Raw genomic sequence first — 22,511 nt, 5'->3', positions numbered from 1 at the left:
CCCCCGCGGGCCTGGCACGTGCCGGGGAGCCCGGATGTGGCCCCGTGGTTCCCGACTGGTTCGAACACGAGCTTGTCAGATGACGGGGGGCCGGCCCAGCCGGGTCAGCCGCCACACCGTACGCCACTTCATGGGCCGGCGGGGCCCGCAGGGGGTGGTCCAGCCCTCCCGGAAGCCGCCGAACCAGGCCTTCAGCGCCGGGCGTGAGGGCCTGCGCACCAGCGTGAGCAGCATCCAGACGCTCAGATAGGCGGGGACCAGGGGCGCGGGAAGATTCCGGCGGGCCAGCCAGACCCGGTTGCGGGCGACCATGCGGTGGTAGACCGCGTGCCGCGAGGGGGCGGTGGTCGGGTGGTACAGCACCATGTCGGACCGGTAGTCGATCATCCAGCCGGCGTCGAGGGCCCGCCAGGCCAGGTCGGTTTCCTCATGGGCGTAGAAGAACGCGTCGGGCAGCCCGCCGACGTCGGCGAAGACCCTGGTGCGTACGGCGTTGGCACCGCCGAGGAAGGTCGTCACCCGGGAGGAGCGCATCGGGTCGGCGGCGCGCAGCCGGGGCACGTGGCGGCGCTGGGTGACCCCGGTGTCCGGGTCGGCGATGCGGAAGCTGATGATGCCGAGCCCCGGGTCGGCCGTGAACGCCTCGCGGCACAGCTCGGCGGTGTCGTGGCTCGCCAGGAGGCCGTCGTCGTCGAGGAACAGCAGGATGTCGACGTCCCGGCCGTTCGGTCCGAACGCCTCGATGCCGACGTTGCGGCCGCCGGGGATGCCGAGGTTCTCCGGCAGCTCGACGGTGCGCACGCCCTCGGGTACGTCGGGGACGGGCGAGCCGTTCCCCACCACGACCACCTGGACCGGGCCGCCCTCCTGCTTGGCGACGGAGTCGAGCAGGGCGCGCAGTTCGTCGGGGCGGTTGCCCATGGTGATGATCACCGCGCCGACCGTGAGGGAGGAGCCCACGGCGGTCACCTCAGCCTGCTGGAGGCGAGGATGGACACCAGGTGCAGAACGGTCTGCAGCAGGGCGATCCCGGCCAGGACGGCGGTGCCGAGCCGGGTGAAGAACAGGTCGTCCCGGACCGCGTCCGCGATCGCGAGGACCAGGATCAGCAGGGACGCCTCGATGCCGAGGATCAGCCGGTGGAACTTCAGGGCCCCGGCGGCCCGGCGGGCCAGTGCCATGCCGGAGGAGCGCGGCTCGGAGGCGGCCTCCTTGACCGGCGGCAGACCGCCCTGGTGGCGGGCCACGCCGACCAGGTCGGTCTCGGCCTTGACCAGGATCGCGCCGAGGGCGGCCAGGGTGCCGAGGAAGGCCCAGAGCCAGTCGATGCGCCCGGTGCCCCACAGGTCGGCTGCGCGCAGGCCCAGCCCGACCAGGACGGCGGCGTCGCACAGGTAGGCGCCGACCCGGTCCAGGTAGACCCCGCTGAGCGAGAACTGCTGCTTCCAGCGGGCGACCTCGCCGTCGACGCAGTCCAGCAGCAGATACAGCTGGACCATGACCACGCCGAGGACGGCCCCCGTGATCCCCGGCACCAGCAGGGCCGGGGCCGCGAGGACGCCGAAGACGGTCATCAGGTACGTGAGCTGGTTGGGCGTGACCCTGGTGTTCACCAGGTAGCGGTCCACCCGCAGGGACACCTCACGCATGTAGAGGCGTCCCATCCAGTGCTCACCGCTGCGCCGGTCCTTCACCCCCGCGGGGTGTACGACCGGGCGGAGTTCAGCTACCGATGGCCTTGACATAGTCGGCGTAGACGTCCTTGATCTGTTCGGTCTTCAGGTCGAGATGCTCGAGGATCGTGTAGCGGCCGGGCCGGGTCTCCGGGGCGAATTCGACGGCCCGGACGAACTCCTCCGTCGTGAAGCCGATCTCCTGGGGCAGCACCGGCAGCCCGTGCCGGCGCAGCACCTCGGCCATGTACGCCGACTCCTCGTGCGCGCCGCGCAGGTACATCGCGAAGGCCGCGCCCAGTCCGCACTGCTCCCCGTGGGCGGCGGCCCGCTTGGGGAAGAGCAGGTCGAAGGCGTGGTTGATCTCGTGGCAGGCCCCGGAGGACGGCCGCGAGTCACCGGACACCGACATGGCGATGCCGCTGAGGACCAGCGCCTCGGCGAGCACCTGGAGGAAGTCGTTGTCCCCGATGCCTCCGGGGTGGCGCAGCACGGACTCGCCGGCCTGCCGGGCCATGGCCGCGGCGAGTCCGTCGATCCGCTCGCCCTTGACCCGGCCCGCCAGCTCCCAGTCCGCGACGGCGGAGATGTTGGAGACGGCGTCGCCGATCCCGGCGCGTACGTAGCGCACCGGGGCGTCCCGGATGATGTCCAGGTCGATGACGACGGCGATCGGGTTGGGCACCCCGTAGGAGCCGCGTCCCGCGTCGTTGTCGAGGGTGGCGACGGGCGAGCAGAGACCGTCGTGCGCGAGGTTCGTCGGTACGGCGACCAGGGGGAGGCCGACGCGTGCCGCGGCGAACTTGGCGCAGTCGATGATCTTGCCGCCGCCGAGTCCGACGACCGCGTCGTAGCGGCCGGCCTTTATGGCACCGGCCAGCCGGACCGCGTCGTCGAGGGTGCCGCCGCCGACCTCGTACCAGGTGGCGCCGGGCAGCGACGGGGAGAGCCGCTCGCGCAGCCCGGTGCCGGAGCCGCCGCTGACGGCGACGGCGAGGCGTCCGGACTGCGAGATGCGCTCGTCGGCGAGGACACAGCCCAGGTTGTCGAGGGCGCCGGGGCGGATGTCGACGACGAGCGGGGAGGGGATCAGCCGGGTCAGTACTGGCATGTGATCTCCCGTCCGCGGGCGAGGTCGTCGTGGTCGTCGATCTCCACCCAGTCGATGTCGCCGATCGGCGCCACGTCGATCCGGAAGCCGCGGTTCACGAGCTCCTGGTAGCCGTGCTCGTAGAACTGCTGCGGGTCGGTCTCCCACACGGTCCTCAGCGCGTCGGCCAGCTCCGGGGCGGCGTCGCCCTCGATGAGGGTGACGCCGATGTACTCGCCGGTGGCCTCGGCGGGGTCCATCAGCTTGGTGATCCTCGTCATGCCCTGCTCGGGGTCGGCGACGACCTTCATCTCCTCGTCGGCGAGCTGCTTGACCGTGTCGAGGGCGAGGATGATCCGCTTGCCGTCGCCGCGGGCGGCGAGCAGCGTCTTCTCGACGGAGACGGGGTGCACGGTGTCGCCGTTGGCGAGGATCACGCCGTCCTTGAGGGCGTCACGGCCGCACCACAGGGAGTAGGCGTTGTTCCACTCCTCGGCCTTGTCGTTGTCGATGAGGGTGAGCTTGAGCCCGTACTTCCGCTCCAGGGCCGCCTTGCGCTCGTACACGGCCTCCTTGCGGTAGCCGACGATGACGGCCGCCTCGGTGAGGCCGATCTCGGCGAAGTTGCCGAGGGTCAGGTCGAGGACCGTCGGTTCGCCCTCTATACCCGCGGGCCCCACCGGCACCAGCGCCTTGGGCAGGGTGTCGGTGTAGGGACGCAGACGCCGTCCGGCGCCGGCCGCCAGCACGAGGCCGATCATGCGGGTTCTCCTTCATCGTGTACGGCGGGTGCGCCACCCCGGTGGGCGGCCACCCAGAAGCGGATGCTCTCGACGAGCACCAGCAGGGCCACGGCCACGGCGAGCACCGTGAGTGCGACCGTGAACTGCGAGGCGGTGAGCAGGGCCGCCAGTACGGCGACCGCCAGTGTGCGGCCCTCGTGCCCCCCGATCGCCCGCACCAGCCAGGGCGGGGGCGCGCCCGCGTTGCCGCGGATGCGGTAGACCGTGTCGTAGTGATGGTAGGCGACCGCGGCCACCAGCCCGTAGGCAGCGGGTAGCGCTCCGTTCACGTCCGCGTGGGCCGCGAGCGCCAGGACCGTGCCGTACTCGGCGGCGCGGAAGAAGGGGGGGACCAGCCAGTCGAGGGCGCCGCCCAGGGGGCGGGCGACGGCCAGGGCGGAGGTCAGGACGTACAGCAGGGCCGCGAGGGCGGTCCACGGTCCGCCGAAGCCGGTCAGCGCGGCCGTGGTGACGACGGCGGCGCCGCCGAGCAGGGCGACGGCGGGCGCGGTGAAGCCGGGCAGGCGCCGTGCGGTGTTCCTCAGCACGGCGGCGAGGCGCTCGGCGAGCGGCCCGGTGTCGGCGAGGTCGGCGAGGGCCCGCGTCGCGCGGTCGGCGCGGCGTCCCTTGCGGGTCAGCGAGCGCAGGACACGGCCCGCGGTGGTGTACGTCGCCGCGAAGGCGCAGCCGATCAGCAGGGCGTAGAAGGTGATGCGGGGGGTCGTGAGGGCGGTGAGGACGGCGAGCATCGCCCAGCGCTCGCCGATCGGCAGGACGATCATGCGGCGGACCCAGACCGTCCAGCCGACGCTGTCGAGGCGGTTGGAGAGTGCGGCGGTGGGGCTGGTGTTGGCGGGGTCCCCCGTGTTCGCCTCGTTGAAGGAGAAGTCCACGACGTGCCGACAGGTCTGCAGGACCATCGCGCCGAGGGCGAGGGCCCATACGTCGTCACCACCGCGGGCCGCGCCGAGGGCCAGGCCCGCGTAGTAGGCGTACTCCTTGGCGCGGTCGAAGGTGGCGTCGAGCCAGGCGCCGAGGGTGGAGTACTGCAGGGAGTAGCGGGCGAGCTGGCCGTCGGTGCAGTCCAGCACGAAGGAGGCCAGCAGCAGGACGCCGGCGGCGACGAAGCCGCCGCGGGTTCCGGTGGCGGCGCAGCCCGCCGCTATGAGCGCGGTGAGCAGCGAGGCGGTGGTGACCTGGTTGGGGGTCAGCCCGCGGCGGGCGCACCAGCGGGCGAGGTAGCGGGAGTACGGGCTGACGCAGTAGGTGGTGAAGAAGCCGTCGCGGGCCTTGACCGCCGACTTCAGGCGGACGGCCTCGTCGTCGACCGCGGCGACGGCCTGCCTGGCCTCGTTGCGGGTCTGCGGGTCGTCGGGGACGGTGGCGACGAGGCTGCCCAGGTCGGGGCGGTACACGTCGATGCCGTCGGCACCGTCGGCACAGTCGGCTTCGAGGGCGGCGACGACACGGTCGGCGAGACTGCCGGTGAGGGTGGTGCCGACCGGGCTCTCGCCGGCGGCGGAGCTCTCGCGGGCCATCGCGCGGGTCAGGGCCCGGCGGCCGGCCGGCTGGGCGGTGACGGCGCCCGGGATCGCGGCGAGCGGGAAGCGCGGGTCGGTGAGGCCGAGGCGCAGCGCGTGCTCATGGCCCACGAACCGGGCGTCGACGACGGCGACCCGCCGGTCTGCGGGCACCTCGGCGAGCAGGGTCTCGGCCTCGGCGGTGTCGGCCGCGATCCGCACGTCGAAGCCGAGGGAGCGCAGGTCCGTCTCGAGCGACGAACCGGGGACCGGCTGTCCGGTGAGGATGGCGGTCGACAACCGAATCTCACTCCCTGGAGTGTCGGCGCGTCCACGCCGGTCGTGTACATGGTGGGGGCGCCCGCTGCGTGCCTCCGGGCGGCATGTCGGCTGAGGCTATCGGATGTCCCTGAACCCACGTTCACCGCGTGTTCGACGGTTGGATCGACGTGGTTCCACTCGCGTCCCTGCCGCGATCATCATCAGGGATGGCGGGGCCGAGTCACAAACCACGCCCCCAGAAGGGGCATTGAGCCGAATACGGGACGTTACGGCCCGGAAGCGGGCCGTCGGGCGCGGCCCGGAGCGGCTTCGTCCGGTTCTCCGCCGGCGCCCGTGTGCGGCGATCCCGGTGTGGATCTCATCACGGAGGACGGCTGCGCCACAAGGCTCGAAGCATGCCCGACCACTTCTGACCTGCGATCGGTTTCCGCAGGTCAGGGCACATGACAACGGTGTTCAGTGCCGCGTTGCCCCATACCCCCCACCCGTAGTTCACTGTGATCGGGACGAGCGACGAAAGGACGGTCTCCATGGGGGCTGGACACGATCACGGGCACGCGCACGGAGCGCCCGCCGGCGGTACGGCGAGTGCGGCGTACCGCGGCAGGCTGCGGGTGGCGCTGACGATCACGCTCGGTGTCATGGTCGTCGAGATCGTCGGCGGTGCGCTGTCCGGCTCGCTGGCCCTCGTCGCCGACGCCGCTCACATGGCGACCGACGCTCTGGGGCTCGGCATGGCCCTGCTGGCGATCCATTTCGCGAACCGCCCGCCGAGCGAGCGCCGCACCTTCGGATACGCCCGTGCGGAGATCCTCGCCGCCCTGGCGAACTGTCTGCTGCTGCTCGGGGTGGGCGGCTATGTGCTGTTCGAGGCGGTCCAGCGGTTCGTCTCGCCGGCCGATACCGAGGGCGGGCTGACCCTGGTGTTCGGCGCGGTCGGCCTCGTCGCCAACATGGTGTCGCTGACGCTGCTGATGCGCGGGCAGAAGGAGAGCCTGAACGTGCGGGGGGCGTTCCTGGAGGTGGCCGCCGACGCGCTCGGCTCGCTCGCGGTGATCGTCTCCGCCCTGGTCGTCATGGCCACCGGCTGGACGGCCGCCGACCCGATCGCCTCCCTCGCGATCGCCTTGATGATCGTGCCCCGCAGCTTCAAGCTGCTGCGCGAGACACTGGACGTCCTGCTGGAGGCGGCACCCAAGGGCGTGGACATGGCCCAGGTCCGCGCGCACATCCTGGCCACGGACGGCGTCGAGGACGTCCACGACCTGCACGCCTGGACGATCACCTCGGGCATGCCGGTGCTCTCCGCCCACGTGGTCGTCAGCACCGAGGTCCTCGACGCCCTCGGGCACGAGAAGATGCTGCGCGAGCTCCAGAGCTGCCTGGGCGACCACTTCGACGTGGAGCACTGCACCTTCCAGTTGGAGCCACGCGGCCACGCGGAGCACGAGGCACGGCTCTGCCACTGAGGCGGCGCCGAAGGCGCGTCCGGGGCGTGGGGCCGGGGGCCGTGCGCCGGCGGACGCATCCTTTCGCCCCCGCTCCGGCGCCCTTTCCCTCATGCCGGTCCGCTCCGGACGGTTCTCCGGCAACCGGTCCGGGCACGATCGCTTACCGAGCCCCCCTTCCGGTCTCCGGACGGCGCCACCGGCCGGTCGCGCCGTCCGCGGGACATGCGGGCGGGCCGGGGAGTGCCGGGAGCACCGGATTCGTGCGGCAGACTGGGGCGCGAAGACCGAGTGAAGGATGGGTATGCCGATCACACCTGCCAACGCGACGCACAGTCCGTCGAGCGGTACCGCCGAGGCGATCTTGCTGGAACTGGTCGACGACGAGGGCGTGACGATCGGCACCTCGGAGAAGCTAGCGGCCCATCAGCCCCCGGGACAGCTGCACCGGGCGTTCTCGGTGTTCCTGTTCGACGAGCGCGGGCGGCTGCTGATCCAGCAGCGGGCACTGGGCAAGTACCACTCCCCCGGTGTGTGGTCCAACACCTGCTGCGGTCACCCCTACCCCGGTGAGGCGCCGTTCGCGGCGGCGGCCCGGCGGACCTTCGAGGAGCTGGGCCTGTCCCCGTCCCTGCTCGCCGAGGCCGGCACGGTCCGCTACAACCACCCGGACCCGGCCTCGGGCCTGGTGGAGCAGGAGTACAACCATCTGTTCGTCGGCATGGTGCAGGCACCGCTGCGGGCGGACCCGGAGGAGGTGGCGTCGACGGCGTTCGTCACCCCGGACGAGCTGGCCCGGCGGCACGCCGAGGACACCTTCTCGGTGTGGTTCATGACCGTCCTGGACGCCGCCCGCCCGGCGATCCGGGAGCTGACGGGGCCGTCGGCGGGCTGGTGACCGTGCCGGTCACCTGCCGGTGACCGGTTTCAGAGCCGCACGGGCTTGAGCGGCAGGGCGGCCCAGACCACCTTGCCGCCGCTCGCGGTGTGCTCGACGTCGCACAGACCGCCCGCCTCGCGGGTGATCTCGCGCACCAGGAGCAGTCCACGGCCGCCGGTGCGGCCGTGGTCGGTCTCCAGGGCGGTCGGGCGGTAGGGATGGTTGTCCTCCACGGACACCCGGACCCACTCGGCACCGACGGCGACCTCGACGGCGAGCGTCGGGGAGAGCAGCGCCGCGTGCCGTACGGCGTTGGTGACCAGTTCCGAGGCGATCAGCAGCAGTCCCTGGACCACGTCGTCGGCGACCGGCACCCCCTGGCGCAGCAGCAGGTCCCGTACGGCGTGGCGCGCCTGCGGGACCGAGGCGTCGACGGCGGGCGCGGTGAAGCGCCAGACACCCTCGTACGGAAGCGGTGCCGCGGTGCCCGCCTCGACGGATCTCTCCCCGCCCTCCGAGCGCGGGCCGGGGCCGCTCCCCTGGTCGTCCATCGTCAGGTCGCCACCCTCACACTCGATTGTCACCACACGTCGAGTGTTGGTAACGATCCGCACCTCCCCGAAGCGCTGAACAGAAGTCAGCGAATATCGCTCGTTCCTGATCGTCGACGTTTGTCGCCGCCCGTCGAGGGATCGTTTCTGCCCGCCTGATGCCACGTCGACGAACTATTCGGTTTGTATGGGTTTGCCTTCACTCCCTCCCTGGCTGTGTGCGCTCCTGCCGGTCAGCGCCCCCGCCGGGGCGGATAACATCCGGCCCCATGGAGCCCCAGGTGCTGCACGGCGTCACCGACGCGGTCGCCACGGTCGTCATCCGCCATCCGGCCAAGCGCAACGCCATGACGACCGCGATGTGGCGCGCGCTGCCGCCGCTGCTCGACACGCTGGCGGGTGACCCCGGGGTACGGGCACTGGTGCTCACCGGCGAGGGCGGGACGTTCTGCGCCGGGGCGGACATCTCCACGCTCCGGGGATCGCCGCGAGAGGCGCAGCGGCTCGCCGTGGCGGCCGAGGAGGCACTCGCCTCCTTCCCCAAACCGACGCTGGCGGCGATCCGGGGCCACTGCGTCGGTGGCGGGGCGCAGCTGGCGGCGGCCTGCGATCTGCGGTTCGCCCAGGAGGGAGCGGTGTTCGGGGTGACACCGGCCAGGCTCGGTATCGTCTACCCGGCGTCCTCCACCCGGCGGCTGGTGTCACTGGTGGGTCCGTCCGCCGCCAAGTACCTGCTGTTCTCGGGTGAACTGATCGACACCGGGCGGGCCCTGCGCACGGGACTGGTCGACGAGGTGCTGCCCGAGGGCGAACTGGACCGGCGGGTCGCGGAGTTCACCCGGACCCTGGCATCCCGTTCACAGTTGACGCAGGCCGCGGCGAAGGAGTTCGCGAACGGGCGCACCGACCGGGACCACCACTGGAGCGAGCGGGCGCGCGGGAACTGCGACACCGCGGAGGGGGTCGCCGCGTTCCTGGAACGCAGACCGCCCCGGTTCACATGGAGCCTTTCGGATCAACGGCAGGCCGCCTCGGGACAGTCGTAGCGGCGCGGCGCGCATACGGCGCGCATGTCGAGGCGTTGACGAGGTACACGGAGATCCACATGGTCCGTTCCGGCCGAAGACGGTCGGGGGATGAAAGGGGAAACACGTGTTCCGTGCCATCGCGGATGTCCTGCGCCAGATCGGCGGCGCCGTCGCCACCGTCGTGACGCTGCCGCTGCGGGCTCTGGCCCGTCTCTTCGGCGGTGCCTCGTCCGCCGGCCGCGGCCGGCGCGCCTGACCCGGCGCGCGCCACGGCCCGACGACTCACCGCCCTGATCCCCGATTGTCGGCGCCACCTGCCACAATTGCCGCGCAACCTCAGCGAAGAAGGCGGTACGGGATCGTGACGACACCCCTCACAGGGTCCATCGAAGGCAGGATCGCCGGGGAGCTCGGCGTACAGGAGCGGCAGGTCAGAGCCGCCGTGGAGCTGCTCGACGGCGGTTCGACGGTGCCCTTCATCGCCCGCTACCGCAAGGAAGCGACCGAAATGCTCGACGATGCGCAGCTGCGCACGCTCGAGGAACGGCTGCGCTATCTGCGGGAGCTCGAGGAGCGTCGCACGGCGATCCTGGAGTCGGTGCGCGAGCAGGGCAAGCTCACCGAGGAGCTCGAGGAGCGGATCCGGGGCGCGGAGACCAAGGCGCGCCTGGAGGACGTCTATCTGCCGTACAAGCCCAAGCGGCGCACCAAGGCACAGATCGCGCGTGAGGCGGGGCTGGAACCGCTGGCGGACGGGCTGCTCGGCGATCCGGGCGTCGAGCCCCTCGCCGCGGCCGCCGCGTTCGTGGACGCCGACAAGGGCGTCGCCGATCCGCAGTCCGCCCTGGACGGGGCGCGGGCCATCCTCACCGAGCGGTTCTCGGAGGACGCCGACCTGATCGGCGAGCTGCGGGAGCGCATGTGGGTGCGCGGGCGGCTCGCCGCCAAGGTGCGCGACGGCAAGGAGGAGGCGGGCGCCAAGTTCGCCGACTACTTCGACTTCGCCGAGCCGTTCACCGAGCTGCCCTCGCACCGGATCCTGGCGATGCTGCGCGGGGAGAAGGAGGAGGTCCTCGACCTCGTCCTGGAGCCGGAGGAGGCGACGGACGGCCCGTCCTCGTACGAGGGCCTGATGGCCCACCGGTTCGGGATCGGCGACCGGGGCCGTCCCGCGGACAAGTGGCTGCTCGACACGGTCCGCTGGGCCTGGCGCACGCGCATTCTGGTGCATCTCGGCATCGACCTGCGGCTGAGGCTGCGTACGGCGGCCGAGGACGAGGCGGTGCGGGTGTTCGCGGCCAATCTCCGTGACCTGCTGCTCGCCGCCCCGGCCGGCACCCGCGCGACGCTCGGGCTCGACCCCGGGTTCCGCACGGGTGTGAAGGTCGCCGTGGTGGACGCGACCGGCAAGGTCGTCGCCACCGACGTGATCCACCCGCACGTCCCGGCGAACCGGTGGGACGAGGCGATCGCCAAGCTGGCCCGGCTCGCCCGGGAGCACGCGGTCGAGCTGATCGCGATCGGCAACGGCACCGCGTCCCGGGAGACCGACAAGCTCGCCGGCGACCTCATCACCCGGCACCCCGAGCTGAAGCTGACGAAGGTCATGGTGTCCGAGGCGGGCGCCTCCGTGTACTCGGCGTCCGCGTTCGCCTCGCAGGAGCTGCCGGACATGGACGTGTCGCTGCGCGGCGCGGTGTCGATCGCGCGGCGGCTCCAGGACCCGCTGGCCGAGCTGGTGAAGATCGACCCGAAGTCGATCGGTGTCGGCCAGTACCAGCACGACCTGTCCGAGGTGAAGCTGTCGCGTTCGCTGGACGCGGTGGTGGAGGACTGCGTGAACGGCGTGGGCGTGGACGTCAACACGGCGTCGGCGCCGCTGCTCGCCCGGGTCTCCGGCATCACGTCCGGGCTCGCCGAGAACATCGTGGCCCACCGGGACAGCAACGGGCCGTTCGGGTCCCGCCGCGAGCTGAAGAAGGTGCCGCGGCTCGGCCCCAAGGCGTTCGAGCAGTGCGCGGGCTTCCTCAGGATCCGCGGCGGCGACGACCCGCTGGACGCCTCCAGCGTGCACCCGGAGGCCTACCCGGTCGTGCGGCGCATGGTGAAGACCTCCGGCCAGGAGGTCGCCTCGCTGGTCGGCAACACCGCCGTGCTGCGCTCGCTGCGGCCGCAGGACTTCGTGGACGAGACGTTCGGTCTGCCGACCGTCGGGGACATCCTCCGGGAACTGGAGAAGCCGGGACGCGACCCGCGGCCGGCGTTCAAGACCGCCGTCTTCAAGGAGGGCGTGGAGAAGATCTCCGACCTGTCGTCCGGGATGGTCCTGGAAGGCGTGGTGACGAACGTGGCGGCCTTCGGCGCGTTCGTCGACGTCGGCGTCCACCAGGACGGTCTGGTCCATGTCTCCGCCATGTCGAAGACGTTCGTCAAGGACCCGCGGGACGTGGTGAAGCCGGGCGACATCGTCAAGGTGAAGGTCCTCGACGTCGACATCCCGCGCAAGCGGATCTCGCTGACGCTGCGGCTGGACGACGAGGCCGCGGAGCAGGTGGACGCCCCCGGCGGGCGCCGGCAGCGCGGCGGGGGACGCCCGCCTCAGCAGCGCCAGGGGCAGGGTCAGGGGCGCGGCGGTGGCGGCGGTCGCGGAAGCGGCGGCGCGCGTCAGGCGCCCGCGCCGGCCAACAGCGCGATGGCCGACGCCCTGCGCCGCGCGGGCCTGGTCGACCCCAAGAACGGCAGGCGCTGACCTCTTTCCCGGGCCCGGATTCTCCGCTGCGGCGTGAGGGTCCGGGCCCGGCCCGTCCGTAGAGCGTCGGCATGTCGACATCACGGGTCGGCACTCGGGACGTCATGGCGAGTGAGGGGTACGAGACCGCCCGGGGCGGGCTGTCATCTGGCCCGCTGCGGGCCGTACCGCCCTCACGTCGAACGTGTGCCCGTCTCGGTCCGGCCGGGTCCGGCGCCCGGTACCACGTCGGCGCTCGGTGTCAGTACTCCGTCACCTTGCCGTCGGCCACTTCCAGGCGGCGGGTGACGTGCACCGCGTCGAGCATGCGCCGGTCGTGGGTGACGAGCAGGAGGGTGCCCTCGTAGGAGTCCAGGGCCGACTCCAGCTGCTCGATGGCGGGCAGGTCGAGGTGGTTGGTCGGCTCGTCGAGGACCAGGAGGTTGACGCCCCGGCCCTGGAGGAGGGCGAGGGCGGCTCGGGTGCGTTCGCCCGGGGAAAGGGTGACGGCCGGCCGCATCACCTGGTCCGCCTTGAGGCCGAACTTGGCCAGCAGGGTGCGGATCTCGGCCGGTTCGGTCTCCGGTACCCCGGCGCGGAAGGCGTCGAGCAGGGTGTCGGTGCCGTGGAACAGGGCGCGGGCCTGGTCGACCTCCCCGAGCAGGACGCCCGAGCCGAGGGCGGCGTGCCCGGCGTCGAGCGGGACACGGCCCAGCAGGGCGGCCAGCAGGGTGGACTTGCCGGCGCCGTTCGCGCCCGTGACGGCAACCCGGTCCGCCCAGTCGATCTGCAGCGAGACCGGCCCGAGCACGAAGTCGCCGCGTCGCACCTCGGCGTCCCGCAGCGTCGCCACCACCGCGCCGGAGCGTGGGGCCGCCGCGATCTCCATACGCAGCTCCCACTCCTTGCGCGGCTCCTCGACCACCTCCAGGCGCTCGATCATGCGCTGGGTCTGGCGGGCCTTGGCGGCCTGCTTCTCGCTCGCCTCGCTGCGGAACTTGCGGCCGATCTTGTCGTTGTCGCCGCCCGCCTTGCGGCGCGCGTTCTTCACGCCCTTGTCCATCCAGGACCGCTGCATCTGGGCACGGTCCTGGAGCACGGACCTCTTGTCGGCGTACTCCTCGTACTCGTCGCGGGCGTGCCGGCGGGCCACCTCCCGTTCCTCCAGGTAGGCCGTGTAGCCGCCGCCGTAGAGGTTGATCCGCCGCTGGGCGAGGTCGAGTTCGAGGACCTTGGTGACGGTGCGGGTGAGGAACTCGCGGTCGTGGCTGACCACGACCGTCCCGGCGCGCAGCCCGCTCACGAAGCGTTCGAGGCGCTCCAGGCCGTCCAGGTCGAGGTCGTTGGTCGGTTCGTCGAGCAGGAAGACGTCGTAGCGGGACAGGAGGAGGGAGGCGAGGCCGACCCGGGCCGCCTGGCCACCGGACAGGGCGGTCATGAGGTGGTCGGGGCCGACGGTCAGGCCGAGGGAGGCGGTGACCTCCTCGGCGCGCTCGTCGAGGTCGGCGCCGCCCAGGGCCAGCCACCGCTCCAGGGCGTCGGCGTACGCGTCGTCGGCGCCTGGCGCCCCGTCGACCAGGGCCTGGGTCGTCTCGTCCATGGTCCGCTGGGCCTCGGCGACACCGGTACGCCGGGACAGGAACTCCCGGACGGTCTCGCCGGGCCGGCGCTCCGGCTCCTGCGGGAGGTGTCCGACGGTCGCCGTGGGCGGGGAGAGACGCAGCTCGCCCTGCTCCGGCGCGGTGAGGCCGGCGAGCAGGCGCAGCAGTGTGGACTTGCCGGCGCCGTTGGCGCCGACCAGGCCGATCACGTCGCCGGGGGCGACGACGAGGTCGAGGTCGCTGAACAGGGAGCGGTCGCCATGGCCGGCGGAGAGGTTCTTGGCGACGAGGGTGGCAGTCATCAGACCGCTGATCCTAGCCTTTGGGCTCATCCGCCGACGTGCCGGTTCCGGCCGGTGCACGGACGTCGTGCCGCTCCCCCCGGCTTTCCCCCGCCCCCGGTCCTCACCGGCGCACGGACGTCGTCCGTACCGCCCCGGCGGTGCGGGCCACCAGGTAGGACTCCCCCTTCACCGCCTTCGCGTCCAGGGGGATGCGGTGGAGTCCCGGTTCCAGAACGCCGTCGAAGAGTTCGTGGGTGTGGGTGCGGGAGAGGCGGTCGACGCGGTACGCGGTGAGCCGTACCCGGCAGGACGAGGTGACCCCGACCTCCGCCACGGCGCCGGTCGCGGAGACCGAGGCGCTCAGAGCGGTGAGGCGACGCTGCTCGGGCGGGCTGCGGTCCAGGGCGTGTTCGGTCTGGGCTACGAGGAGGGGGACGACCGGGGCGAGGCCGTCGACGCAGGGCACGTCGACGCCGGCGGCGGCGAACGCGCCGCGTACGGCGTCCCGTTCGGCGGCGCCGGCCGACCGGCCGAAGACCACGGCGCTGTAGCCGCGCAGCTCGTCGGCGGGGACGCCGTCGGCGTCCTGGGCGATGTCGGCGCCGACCCCGATGGTGCGCAGGGCCGCGGCGAGCCTGGCGAGCAGGGCGACGCGGGCTCCGATCAGCAGGACACGGCGGCGGGTGCCGTCAGCGCCGTCCAGCAGCGCGGCGAGGGCCGTGCGGTAGTCGGTGCCGCGGAAGCGGAACGGGCCCAGGCCGTGGTAGCCGTTGCGTTCCAGGTCGGCGTGCTCGTCGGTCTGCCAGGCGAAGTCCCGCCAGATGTAGTCCTCGCCGTCCCGTTCGATGGCGGCGGTCACCGCGCCGCAGGCGAGGTCCTCGCAGTCGGGGCAGCCGTAGACGATGTACCGGCCGGACGGCAGCGGGGCCTCGGTCTCCAGCAGCAGGCTGCGGACCTGGGCGGTGAAGATGGCGGGCGGCACGTCGGAGGCGAGCGGGGAGACGGCGTCGAGATCGCAGAGGCGGAACAGCAGCGGGCGTCCGTCGACGACGAAGTCGACGAAGTCCCGGTGGACCTGGTGGTCACCGCCGGAGAGGAGTCCACCGGCACGGATCGCCGGTGTCAGGCCGAAGGTCGCGTACTCGGCAGACATGCTGTGAGTATTACCGCAGTCGGGCGGAGACGGGTACGGCATGACATATTCCGCTAAGGCCGCAAGGGGCGGGCCCGGCAGTGGGCGGGCCGGCCACCCCGCTTCCACGGGGGCGGCCGGCCCGTCCACTGCCGCCGGGGGCGGCCGAAGCGGCGTCGGCGGTCATTGCCTGCCGATCGGGTCTCCCTCCACGTCCGGCCCCGGACCGGGGCCGATACGGAGTTCGAAGTCGCCGTCGTACTTCGTGTGACCCGCGACGACGGCCATGTCGACCGCCTCGGAGGCCATCTCGCCCCGCACGATCAGCGGATCGCGGCGCAGATCGCGCATGAGCGCCACGCACATCATGATCATCACGATGACGAACGGGGCCGCTGCGAGAATCGTGAGGTTCTGCAGGCCGGTCAGCGCGTCGCCCTGGCCGCTGCCCACCAGCAGCATGATCGCGGCGACGGCGCCGGTGACCACGCCCCAGAACACCACCACCAGGCGGCTCGGTTCGAGCGCCCCCTTCTGCGAGAGGGTGCCCATGACGACCGAAGCCGCGTCCGCGCCCGAGACGAAGAAGATGCCGACGAGGATCATCACCAGCAGGCTCGAGGCCGTGGCGATGGGGTACTCCTGGAGCACCCCGAACAGCTGGCCCTCGGGGGTCGCCTCCTTACCCAGCCGGCCCTGCTCCTGGAGCCGCATCGCGGTACCGCCGAAGATCGCGAACCAGATCAGGCTGACCGTGCTGGGCACGAGGATGACTCCGCCGATGAACTGGCGGATCGTGCGGCCCCGGCTGATGCGGGCGATGAACATACCGACGAACGGCGTCCAGGAGATCCACCACGCCCAGTAGAAGACCGTCCAGTTGCCCAGCCACTTCGCCACTCCCTGGCCGGCGCTGACCTCCGTACGGCCGGCCAGCTGGGGCAGATCGCCCAGGTAGCCGAAGACGGAGGTGGGCAGCAGGTCGAGGACGAGGATCGTCGGGCCGGCCACGAACACGAACAGGGCGAGCACCAGTGCCAGCACCATGTTCGTGTTGGACAGCCACTGGATGCCCCTCTCCACGCCCGACACGGCGGAGGCGATGAACGCGACCGTGAGCACCGCGATGATGCCGACCAGCAGGCCCGTGCTGACCTTGTCCATCCAGTTCAGCTCCTGCATGCCGGAGCCGATCTGCAGCGCGCCGAGGCCCAGGGAGGCCGCCGAGCCGAAGATGGTCGCCACGATCGCGAGGATGTCGATGACGCGGCCGACGGCTCCGTTGGCGTGCTTCGCCCCGATGAGCGGGGTGAAGACCGCGCTCATGGTCTGCCGGCGCCGCCTGCGGAAGGTGCTGTAGGCGATGCCCAGGCCGACCACGGCGTAGATCCCCCACGGGTGCAGCGTCCAGTGGAAGAGCGTGGTCGCCATGGCCAGTTCCATGCGCTCGCCCGAGTCGGCGGGGTGGGTGCCCGGCGGCGGTGTGATGTAGTGCGCCAAGGGCTCACTGACGCCGTAGAACATCAGGCCGATACCCATGCCCGCGCTGAACATCATCGCGACCCACGAGACCGTGCGGAACTCGGGTTTCTCGCCCTCGGCGCCGAGATGGATCTTTCCGTAGCGGCTGATCGCGAGCCAGAGGGCGAAGACGACGAAGCCGGAGGCGGCCAGCATGAACGCCCAGCCGCCGTTGTGCATCAGACCGCTGAGCGCGCTGCTCGAGACGGCCTCGAGCGATTCGGTCGCTGTGGCGCCCCACACGACGAACGCGACGGTGAGCACGGCCGTGACACCGAACACCACCCGGTCGGTGCGAGGGCTCCCACGTCCGGTGATTTCCGTTCCCGAAGCCGACTCCGGGCCTCCCGTACGGTCCTTGTCGCCGGGTTGGTCCTGTGTCACGGGCGGCACCTTTCGTCGAGCCGATGGGGGAGCTTCACTCCCCCAGACAAGCCCCTACCACATATGGCGTGAAATTCACCTCCGGGCAGTCTTCGTCCTGTCGATCGGCGGCCTGATCGTGACCGACGGTCGGGGTGGCCGAGGTGTCGCACGGCTGGTGGGACAGTGATACTGCTGTACATGACGACCGACATGGAGGGGCCGGCCCTCACCATCGACGAGCTGGCGGCGAAGGCCGGGGTCACGGTGCGGACGGTCCGGTTCTACGGCAGCAGGGGGCTGCTGCCGCCCCCGGTGATCGGGCCGCGTCGCGTCGGTCACTACGGGCCGGAGCACCTGGCCCGGCTGGCACTGATCGAGGAGTTGCAGCGGCAGGGCATGACGCTGGCGGCCATCGAACGGTATCTGGGGCGGTTGCCGCCGGATCTGAGCGTGCGGGATCTGGCGATCCAGCGTGCGGTGGTGGCCTCCTGGGCGCCCGACACGGTGGAGAGGGTGCCGCGCGAGGAGCTGGAGCGGCGCGCCGGGCGGACGCTGGACGAGGAGGATCTGCGGCGGCTGGCCGCGCTGGACGTCGTCGAGCGGGACGGCGAGGACTTCCGGGTCGACGCGGGTCTGCTGCGGCTCGGTCTCGAGTTGCTGGACGTACCGCTGGCGCACGAGACGATCCTCGCCGCCCGCGCGGCGCTCACCGGGCATGCGCGCGCGGCCGCCCAGGACCTGTCGCGTCTGTTGCGGGACGCGGTGGCGGAGCGGGACACGCGGGACGTGAAATCACTGTCCGCCCATATGCATCCGCTCGTGGTGCAGGCGCTGCTGACGTCGTTCCAGCGGTCGCTGCGCGAGGAACTGCGGGAGTGGCTCGACGACGGGGAATGAACGGGGAGACGGGGACGGACGGGGGGACGGGCAGGGAGACGGGCCCGCGTTCCCGTCCCCCCGCCAGGGCTCCTCGGGCGCCTCAGCCGGCGTCCGTGAACCGCTCCCCCTTCTCCGCCTTGGCCACCAGCAGCGCCGGCGGCGTGAACCGCTCGCCGTAGCGCTCGGCGAGTTCACGTGCGCGGGCCACGAAGCCGGGCAGGCCCGTCTCTCCCCCGGCGCCGCCGTCGTAGCCGTTGATGTACTGCAGGACGCCGCCGGTCCAGCCGGGGAAACCGATGCCGAGGATGGAGCCGATGTTGGCGTCGGCGACCGAGGTCAGCACGCCCTCCTCCAGCAGCCGCACCGTGTCCAGCGCCTCGGAGAACAGCATCCGCTCCTGCATGTCCCGGAACGGGATCTCGTAGCCGGGCTTGGTGAAGTGCTCCCGCAGGCCGGGCCACAGGGCGTCGCGCCCGCCGTCCTCCTGGTACGTGTAGAAACCGGCACCGGCGGCGCGGCCGGGGCGGTCGTACTCGTCGACCATGCGGTCGATGACAGCGTCGGCGGGGTGCCCGGTCCAGGTACCGCCGGCCTCCTCGACGGCCCGCCTGGACTCGGTCCGGATCTTGCGCAGCAGGGTGAGGGTCAGCTCGTCCACCAGGGACAGCACCTTGGCCGGGTAGCCCGCCTGGGCGGCCGCCTGCTCGACGGAGGCCGGTTCGACGCCCTCGCCGACCATGGCGACACCCTCGTCGATGAAGCGGCCGATGACGCGGGAGGTGAAGAAGCCGCGCGAGTCGTTGACGACGATCGGCGTCTTCTTGATCTGCCGGACCAGGTCGAAGGCGCGGGCGAGCGCCTCGTCCCCCGTCCGCTCGCCCTTGATGATCTCGACGAGCGGCATCTTGTCGACGGGCGAGAAGAAGTGCAGCCCGATGAAGTCGTCCTGGCGTTCGACGCCTTCGGCGAGGGCGGTGATGGGCAGGGTGGAGGTGTTGGAGCACAGGAGCGCGTCGGGGGCGACGACGTTCTGGATCTCCTGGAACACCTTGTGCTTGAGGGCGGTGTCCTCGAAGACGGCCTCGATGACCGCGTCGCAGCCGGCCAGGTCCTGCGCCTCCGCGGTGGGCGTGATCCGCGCGAGCAGCGCGTCGGCCTTCTCCTGGGTCGTCCGGCCCCGGGAGACGGCCTTGGCGCACAGCTTCTCGGAGTAGCCCTTGCCCTTGACGGCCGCCTCCAGGGAGACGTCCTTCAGGACGACGTCGATCCCCGCGCGTGCGCACGAGTAGGCGATGCCGGCGCCCATCATCCCGGCGCCGAGCACGGCGACCCTGCGGACCTGGCGGGGCTCGACGCCCTGGGGTCGGTTGGCGCCGGCGTTGACGGCCTGGAGATCGAAGAAGAACGCCTGGATCATGTTCTTCGACGTCTGTCCGGCGGCCAGCTCGACGAAGTAGCGGGCCTCGATGACCTGGGCGGTCTCGAAGTCGACCTGGGCGCCCTCGACGGCGGCGGCGAGGATGTTGCGGGGGGCCGGGTAGGGGGCGCCGTTCGTCTGCTTGCGCAGGGTGGCCGGGAAGGCGGGCAGGTTGGCGGCGAACTTGGGGTGGGACGGGGTGCCGCCGGGGATGCGGTAGCCGGGCCGGTCCCAGGGCTGGGCGGACTCGGGGTGGGCGTCGATGAAGGCTCGGGCCTTGGCCAGCAGCTCCTCGCGGGTGTCGGCCACCTCGTCGACGAGGCCGTTCTCCAGGGCGCGTCGCGGGCTGTACTGGGTGCCCTGGAGCAGCACCTTCAGCAGGGCGTCGGCGATGCCGAGCAGGCGGACGGTGCGGACGACGCCGCCGCCCCCGGGGAGCAGGCCGAGGGTGACCTCGGGACAGCCGATCCTGGAGCCGGGCGCGTCGAGGGCGACGCGGTGGTGGCAGGCCAGGGCGAGTTCGTAACCGCCGCCCAGGGCGGCGCCGTTGATCGCCGCGACGACCGGCTTGCCGAGCGTCTCGATGCGGCGCAGCTGCCGCTTGATCGCCAGACCGCCGTCGAACAGGTCCTGCGCCGTGTCGGGGGTGACCCGGATCAGGTCGCGCAGGTCGCCGCCCGCGAAGAAGGTCTTCTTGGCGGAGGTGAGGATGATGCCGCGGATGGAGTCCGGGTCGGCCCGGAGTTCCGCCTCCAGGCGGTCGGTGATCACGGCGAGCGAGTCGCGGAACGCCTGGTTCATGGTGTTCGCGGACTGGTCGGGGTCGTCGAGGACGAGGGTGACGACGCCGGTGTCGTCCTGTTCCCAGCGGATGGTGGTGCTCTCGGTCATGAGGGTCTCCGTAGAAGTCGCGTGTGGGTCGCCGGGGTTCAGATGCGTTCGACGACGGTGGCGATGCCCATGCCGCCGCCCACGCACAGGGTGGCGAGGCCGTAGCGCTTGTCCTGGCGTTCGAGTTCGTCGACGAGGGTGCCGAGGATCATCGCGCCGGTGGCGCCGAGCGGGTGGCCGAGCGCGATGGCGCCGCCGTTCACGTTGACCTTGTCCAGCGACAGACCCATGTCCTTCACGAAGCGGAGCACGACCGCCGCGAACGCCTCGTTGATCTCGACGAGGTCGATGTCGTCGATGGTCAGCCCGGCCTTGGCGAGCGCCTTGCGGGTGGCGGGAGCGGGGCCGGTGAGCATGATGGTGGGCTCGGAGCCGGACACGGCGGCGGAGACGATCCGCGCACGCGGGGTCAGCCCGTGACGCTCACCGACCTCCCGGGAGCCGATGGCGACCAGGGCGGCGCCGTCCACGATGCCGGAGGAGTTGCCCGCGTGGTGGACGTGGTCGATCCTCTCCACCCAGTGGTACTTCTGCAGCGCCACCGCGTCGAAGCCGCCCAGGTCGCCGATGTCCGCGAAGGACGGCTTGAGCCCCGCGAGGGAGTCGGCGGTGGTGCCGGGCCGCATGTGCTCGTCCCGGTCCAGGACGACGAGTCCGCTGCGGTCCTTCACGGGGACGACGGACCGCGCGAAGCGGTTCTCCTTCCACGCGGTGGCCGCCCGCTCCTGCGACAGGGCCGCGTACTCGTCGACGTCCCGGCGCGAGAAGCCCTCGATGGTGGCGATCAGGTCGGCGCCGATGCCCTGGGGAACGAAGTTCGTGGCGAGGTTGGTCATCGGGTCGTTGAACCAGGCGCCGCCGTCGGAGGCCATCGGCACCCGGGACATCGACTCCACGCCCCCGGCCAGCACGAGGTCCTCCCAGCCGGAACGGACCTTGGCCGCGGCCAGGTTGACGGCCTCCAGGCCGGAGGCGCAGAAGCGGTTCTCCTGGACGCCGGCCACGGTGTCGGGCAGTCCGGCGGCGATGGCGGCGATCCGGGCGATGTCGGATCCCTGATCGCCGACGGGGCCCACGACACCGAGCACGATGTCGTCGACGGCGGCCGGGTCGAGGCCCGGGAAGCGGTCGCGGATCTCGTGGATGAGGCCGACGACCAGGTCGACGGGCTTGGTGCCGTGCAGGGCGCCGTTCGCCTTGCCGCGACCGCGCGGGGTGCGGATCGCGTCGTACACGTACGCTTCGGTGCTCACGGGGTGGCCTTTCGCTGAGGGTCTCGGGGCGCGGATCGCTGAGGGTCTCGGGGCGCGGACAGCAGTCGGGGGACGTCCCAGTCGCGGGCCACGTCGTCGGTGTCGGCGCCCGGCCGGGCGGGCCCGGTGCGCACGGTGGTGGGGGTGGCGGAGAACCGCGGGGCCGGTGCGGGCTGGGTGATGCCGTCGTGGTCGGTGAAGGTGCCGCGGGCGGCGAGGTGCGGGTCGTGCGGGGCCTCGCGCAGCGACAGGACGGGGGCCACGCACGCGTCGGAGCCGTCGAAGACGGCGGTCCACTCGTCGCGGGTACGGGCCTTGAAGCGGGCGGCGACGTGCTCGCGGAGCGCGGGCCACCGGGTGACGTCCGTGTGGGCGTCCGCCTGGTCCTCGATGCCGAGGAGCCGCAGGAAATCGGCGTAGAACTGCGGCTCCAGCGCGCCGACCGCGATGTACCCGCCGTCGGCCGTCTCGTAGGTGCCGTAGTACGGGCAGCCGCCGTCGAGGAGGTTGCCGCCGCGCCGGTCCTGCCAGCTGCCGGCGGCGAGCATGCCGTGGATCATCGCGGACAGGTGGGCGGTGCCGTCCACGACGGCGGCGTCGACGACCTGCCCGGTGCCGCCCGCGCGCACGTGGTGCAACGCGGCGAGGACGCCGACGACGAGGTAGAGGGAGCCGCCCGCGTAGTCGCCGAGCAGGTTGGCCGGGACGGCCGGTGGCCGGTCGGGGCTGCCGATCATGCCGAGGGCGCCGGTGCGGGCGATGTACGCGATGTCGTGCCCCGCGCGGTCGGCGAGCGGGCCCTGCTGGCCCCAGCCGGTCATCCGGCCGTAGACGAGGTGCGGGTTGCGGGCGTGGCAGTCCCCGGGGCCGACGCCGAGGCGCTCGGCGACGCCGGGGCGGTAGCCCTCGAGGAGGACGTCGGCGCGCTCGGCCAGATCGAGGACGCGGTCGGCGCCCTCGGGGGCCTTCAGGTCGACGACCACGGAGCGCTTGTTGCGGTTGGTGACGTCGTACGCGGCCTCGATCGCGAGCACCGGGGCGCGGGGGCGGTCCACCCGGACGACGTCGGCGCCCAGGTCGGCGAGGAGCATGGCGGCGAACGGGCCGGGGCCGATCCCGGCCAGCTCGACCACGCGCACGCCGGTGAGCGGCCCCTGCGTCGGTACCTTCGTCATCGCACCCCCA

The 22,511-nt window shown here is 72.1% G+C and carries 18 protein-coding genes; 6 read left to right on the top strand and 12 right to left on the bottom strand.

Features of this window, described 5'->3' with window-relative positions; translation table 11 throughout:
- Window positions 1-75: 75 nt before the first annotated feature.
- From ACVW19_RS30590 to ACVW19_RS30570, 5 genes are read right to left on the bottom strand one after another with little or no spacing between them, the layout of a single operon-like run.
- A complete protein-coding gene (locus ACVW19_RS30590; protein WP_457464851.1) occupies window positions 76-921 on the bottom strand; it encodes a glycosyltransferase family 2 protein in 846 nt (281 codons plus the stop codon).
- Between the two features lie 44 nt (window positions 922-965).
- On the bottom strand, window positions 966-1,745 hold the full coding sequence (locus ACVW19_RS30585; protein WP_457463484.1) for a CDP-alcohol phosphatidyltransferase family protein: 780 nt from the start codon (window positions 1,743-1,745) through the stop codon (window positions 966-968).
- Window positions 1,723-2,784, bottom strand: a complete 1,062-nt coding sequence (locus ACVW19_RS30580; RefSeq protein WP_457463483.1) for an iron-containing alcohol dehydrogenase family protein — start codon at window positions 2,782-2,784, stop codon at window positions 1,723-1,725. The genes ACVW19_RS30585 and ACVW19_RS30580 overlap by 23 nt, the downstream gene beginning before the upstream one ends.
- Window positions 2,772-3,524 (bottom strand): phosphocholine cytidylyltransferase family protein, encoded by a 753-nt coding sequence (locus tag ACVW19_RS30575; protein ID WP_457463481.1) that lies wholly within the window; start codon window positions 3,522-3,524, stop codon window positions 2,772-2,774. The genes ACVW19_RS30580 and ACVW19_RS30575 overlap by 13 nt, the downstream gene beginning before the upstream one ends.
- Entirely contained in the window at window positions 3,521-5,365 is a 1,845-nt protein-coding gene (locus ACVW19_RS30570) for a DUF5941 domain-containing protein (protein ID WP_457463480.1), read from the bottom strand. The genes ACVW19_RS30575 and ACVW19_RS30570 overlap by 4 nt, the downstream gene beginning before the upstream one ends.
- Before the next feature lie 512 nt (window positions 5,366-5,877).
- On the opposite strand from ACVW19_RS30570, the gene ACVW19_RS30565 reads away from it, so the two are divergent.
- Both ACVW19_RS30565 and idi read left to right on the top strand, forming a co-directional pair.
- Window positions 5,878-6,816 (top strand): cation diffusion facilitator family transporter, encoded by a 939-nt coding sequence (locus ACVW19_RS30565; protein WP_457463478.1) that lies wholly within the window; start codon window positions 5,878-5,880, stop codon window positions 6,814-6,816.
- 283 nt (window positions 6,817-7,099) lie between these two features.
- Window positions 7,100-7,693 carry an isopentenyl-diphosphate Delta-isomerase gene (gene idi / locus ACVW19_RS30560; protein WP_457463477.1) on the top strand — a complete coding sequence of 198 codons (594 nt, stop codon included), beginning with the start codon at window positions 7,100-7,102 and terminating at the stop codon, window positions 7,691-7,693.
- 29 nt (window positions 7,694-7,722) lie between these two features.
- Here idi and ACVW19_RS30555 read toward each other — a convergent pair whose 3' ends face one another.
- Window positions 7,723-8,226: an ATP-binding protein gene (locus tag ACVW19_RS30555; RefSeq protein WP_457464849.1), complete on the bottom strand. Its 504-nt coding sequence runs from the start codon at window positions 8,224-8,226 to the stop codon at window positions 7,723-7,725.
- Between the two features lie 269 nt (window positions 8,227-8,495).
- Here ACVW19_RS30555 and ACVW19_RS30550 point away from each other — a divergent pair, with 269 nt between their 5' ends.
- The 3 genes from ACVW19_RS30550 (at window position 8,496) to ACVW19_RS30540 (ending at window position 12,003) form a co-directional block, all read left to right on the top strand.
- Window positions 8,496-9,272 carry an enoyl-CoA hydratase/isomerase family protein gene (locus tag ACVW19_RS30550; protein ID WP_457463476.1) on the top strand — a complete coding sequence of 259 codons (777 nt, stop codon included), beginning with the start codon at window positions 8,496-8,498 and terminating at the stop codon, window positions 9,270-9,272.
- 106 nt (window positions 9,273-9,378) lie between these two features.
- Window positions 9,379-9,510 carry an LPFR motif small protein gene (locus tag ACVW19_RS30545; RefSeq protein ID WP_457463474.1) on the top strand — a complete coding sequence of 44 codons (132 nt, stop codon included), beginning with the start codon at window positions 9,379-9,381 and terminating at the stop codon, window positions 9,508-9,510.
- Between the two features lie 105 nt (window positions 9,511-9,615).
- Complete coding sequence (locus tag ACVW19_RS30540) at window positions 9,616-12,003, top strand: Tex family protein (RefSeq protein WP_457463472.1); 2,388 nt, start codon at window positions 9,616-9,618, stop codon at window positions 12,001-12,003.
- A gap of 241 nt (window positions 12,004-12,244) precedes the next feature.
- Here ACVW19_RS30540 and ACVW19_RS30535 read toward each other — a convergent pair whose 3' ends face one another.
- From ACVW19_RS30535 to ACVW19_RS30525, 3 genes are all read right to left on the bottom strand, one after another.
- The gene (locus tag ACVW19_RS30535) at window positions 12,245-13,885 is read right to left on the bottom strand and encodes an ABC-F family ATP-binding cassette domain-containing protein (RefSeq protein WP_457463471.1); all 1,641 of its coding nucleotides are present in this window, start codon (window positions 13,883-13,885) and stop codon (window positions 12,245-12,247) included.
- A 103-nt stretch (window positions 13,886-13,988) separates the two neighbouring features.
- Window positions 13,989-15,020 carry an oxidoreductase gene (locus ACVW19_RS30530; RefSeq protein ID WP_457463469.1) on the bottom strand — a complete coding sequence of 344 codons (1,032 nt, stop codon included), beginning with the start codon at window positions 15,018-15,020 and terminating at the stop codon, window positions 13,989-13,991.
- A 162-nt stretch (window positions 15,021-15,182) separates the two neighbouring features.
- Window positions 15,183-16,904 (bottom strand): BCCT family transporter, encoded by a 1,722-nt coding sequence (locus ACVW19_RS30525; protein ID WP_457463468.1) that lies wholly within the window; start codon window positions 16,902-16,904, stop codon window positions 15,183-15,185.
- Between the two features lie 180 nt (window positions 16,905-17,084).
- Between ACVW19_RS30525 and ACVW19_RS30520 the strand changes: the two genes are divergently transcribed.
- Window positions 17,085-17,783: a MerR family transcriptional regulator gene (locus ACVW19_RS30520; protein ID WP_457463467.1), complete on the top strand. Its 699-nt coding sequence runs from the start codon at window positions 17,085-17,087 to the stop codon at window positions 17,781-17,783.
- 82 nt (window positions 17,784-17,865) lie between these two features.
- Here ACVW19_RS30520 and ACVW19_RS30515 read toward each other — a convergent pair whose 3' ends face one another.
- The 3 genes from ACVW19_RS30515 to ACVW19_RS30505 are packed head-to-tail and all read right to left on the bottom strand — an operon-like array spanning window position 17,866 to window position 22,501.
- Entirely contained in the window at window positions 17,866-20,073 is a 2,208-nt protein-coding gene (locus tag ACVW19_RS30515) for a 3-hydroxyacyl-CoA dehydrogenase NAD-binding domain-containing protein (protein WP_457463465.1), read from the bottom strand.
- Between the two features lie 38 nt (window positions 20,074-20,111).
- Entirely contained in the window at window positions 20,112-21,326 is a 1,215-nt protein-coding gene (locus ACVW19_RS30510; RefSeq protein ID WP_457463463.1) for an acetyl-CoA C-acetyltransferase, read from the bottom strand.
- The gene (locus tag ACVW19_RS30505) at window positions 21,323-22,501 is read right to left on the bottom strand and encodes a CaiB/BaiF CoA transferase family protein (protein ID WP_457463461.1); all 1,179 of its coding nucleotides are present in this window, start codon (window positions 22,499-22,501) and stop codon (window positions 21,323-21,325) included. The genes ACVW19_RS30510 and ACVW19_RS30505 overlap by 4 nt, the downstream gene beginning before the upstream one ends.
- Window positions 22,502-22,511 lie beyond the last annotated feature (10 nt).

Source organism: Streptomyces sp. TE5632 (assembly GCF_054061295.1).
Note: the sequence above shows the minus strand (reverse complement) of the source record. Positions and strands in the feature narration are given on the sequence as shown.

Excerpts from the sequence above, each read along its gene's own strand:
- ACVW19_RS30575 (WP_457463481.1), bottom strand. The coding sequence starts at position 3,524 with ATGATCGGCCTCGTGCTGGCGGCCGGCGCCGGACGGCGTCTGCGTCCC.
- ACVW19_RS30555 (WP_457464849.1), bottom strand. The coding sequence starts at position 8,226 with ATGGACGACCAGGGGAGCGGCCCCGGCCCGCGCTCGGAGGGCGGGGAG.
- idi (WP_457463477.1), top strand. The coding sequence starts at position 7,100 with ATGCCGATCACACCTGCCAACGCGACGCACAGTCCGTCGAGCGGTACC.
- ACVW19_RS30590 (WP_457464851.1), bottom strand. The coding sequence starts at position 921 with ATGGGCAACCGCCCCGACGAACTGCGCGCCCTGCTCGACTCCGTCGCC.
- ACVW19_RS30520 (WP_457463467.1), top strand. The coding sequence starts at position 17,085 with ATGACGACCGACATGGAGGGGCCGGCCCTCACCATCGACGAGCTGGCG.
- ACVW19_RS30550 (WP_457463476.1), top strand. The coding sequence starts at position 8,496 with ATGGAGCCCCAGGTGCTGCACGGCGTCACCGACGCGGTCGCCACGGTC.
- ACVW19_RS30505 (WP_457463461.1), bottom strand. The coding sequence starts at position 22,501 with ATGACGAAGGTACCGACGCAGGGGCCGCTCACCGGCGTGCGCGTGGTC.
- ACVW19_RS30580 (WP_457463483.1), bottom strand. The coding sequence starts at position 2,784 with ATGCCAGTACTGACCCGGCTGATCCCCTCCCCGCTCGTCGTCGACATC.
- ACVW19_RS30515 (WP_457463465.1), bottom strand. The coding sequence starts at position 20,073 with ATGACCGAGAGCACCACCATCCGCTGGGAACAGGACGACACCGGCGTC.
- ACVW19_RS30565 (WP_457463478.1), top strand. The coding sequence starts at position 5,878 with ATGGGGGCTGGACACGATCACGGGCACGCGCACGGAGCGCCCGCCGGC.
- ACVW19_RS30535 (WP_457463471.1), bottom strand. The coding sequence starts at position 13,885 with ATGACTGCCACCCTCGTCGCCAAGAACCTCTCCGCCGGCCATGGCGAC.
- ACVW19_RS30585 (WP_457463484.1), bottom strand. The coding sequence starts at position 1,745 with ATGTCAAGGCCATCGGTAGCTGAACTCCGCCCGGTCGTACACCCCGCG.
- ACVW19_RS30530 (WP_457463469.1), bottom strand. The coding sequence starts at position 15,020 with ATGTCTGCCGAGTACGCGACCTTCGGCCTGACACCGGCGATCCGTGCC.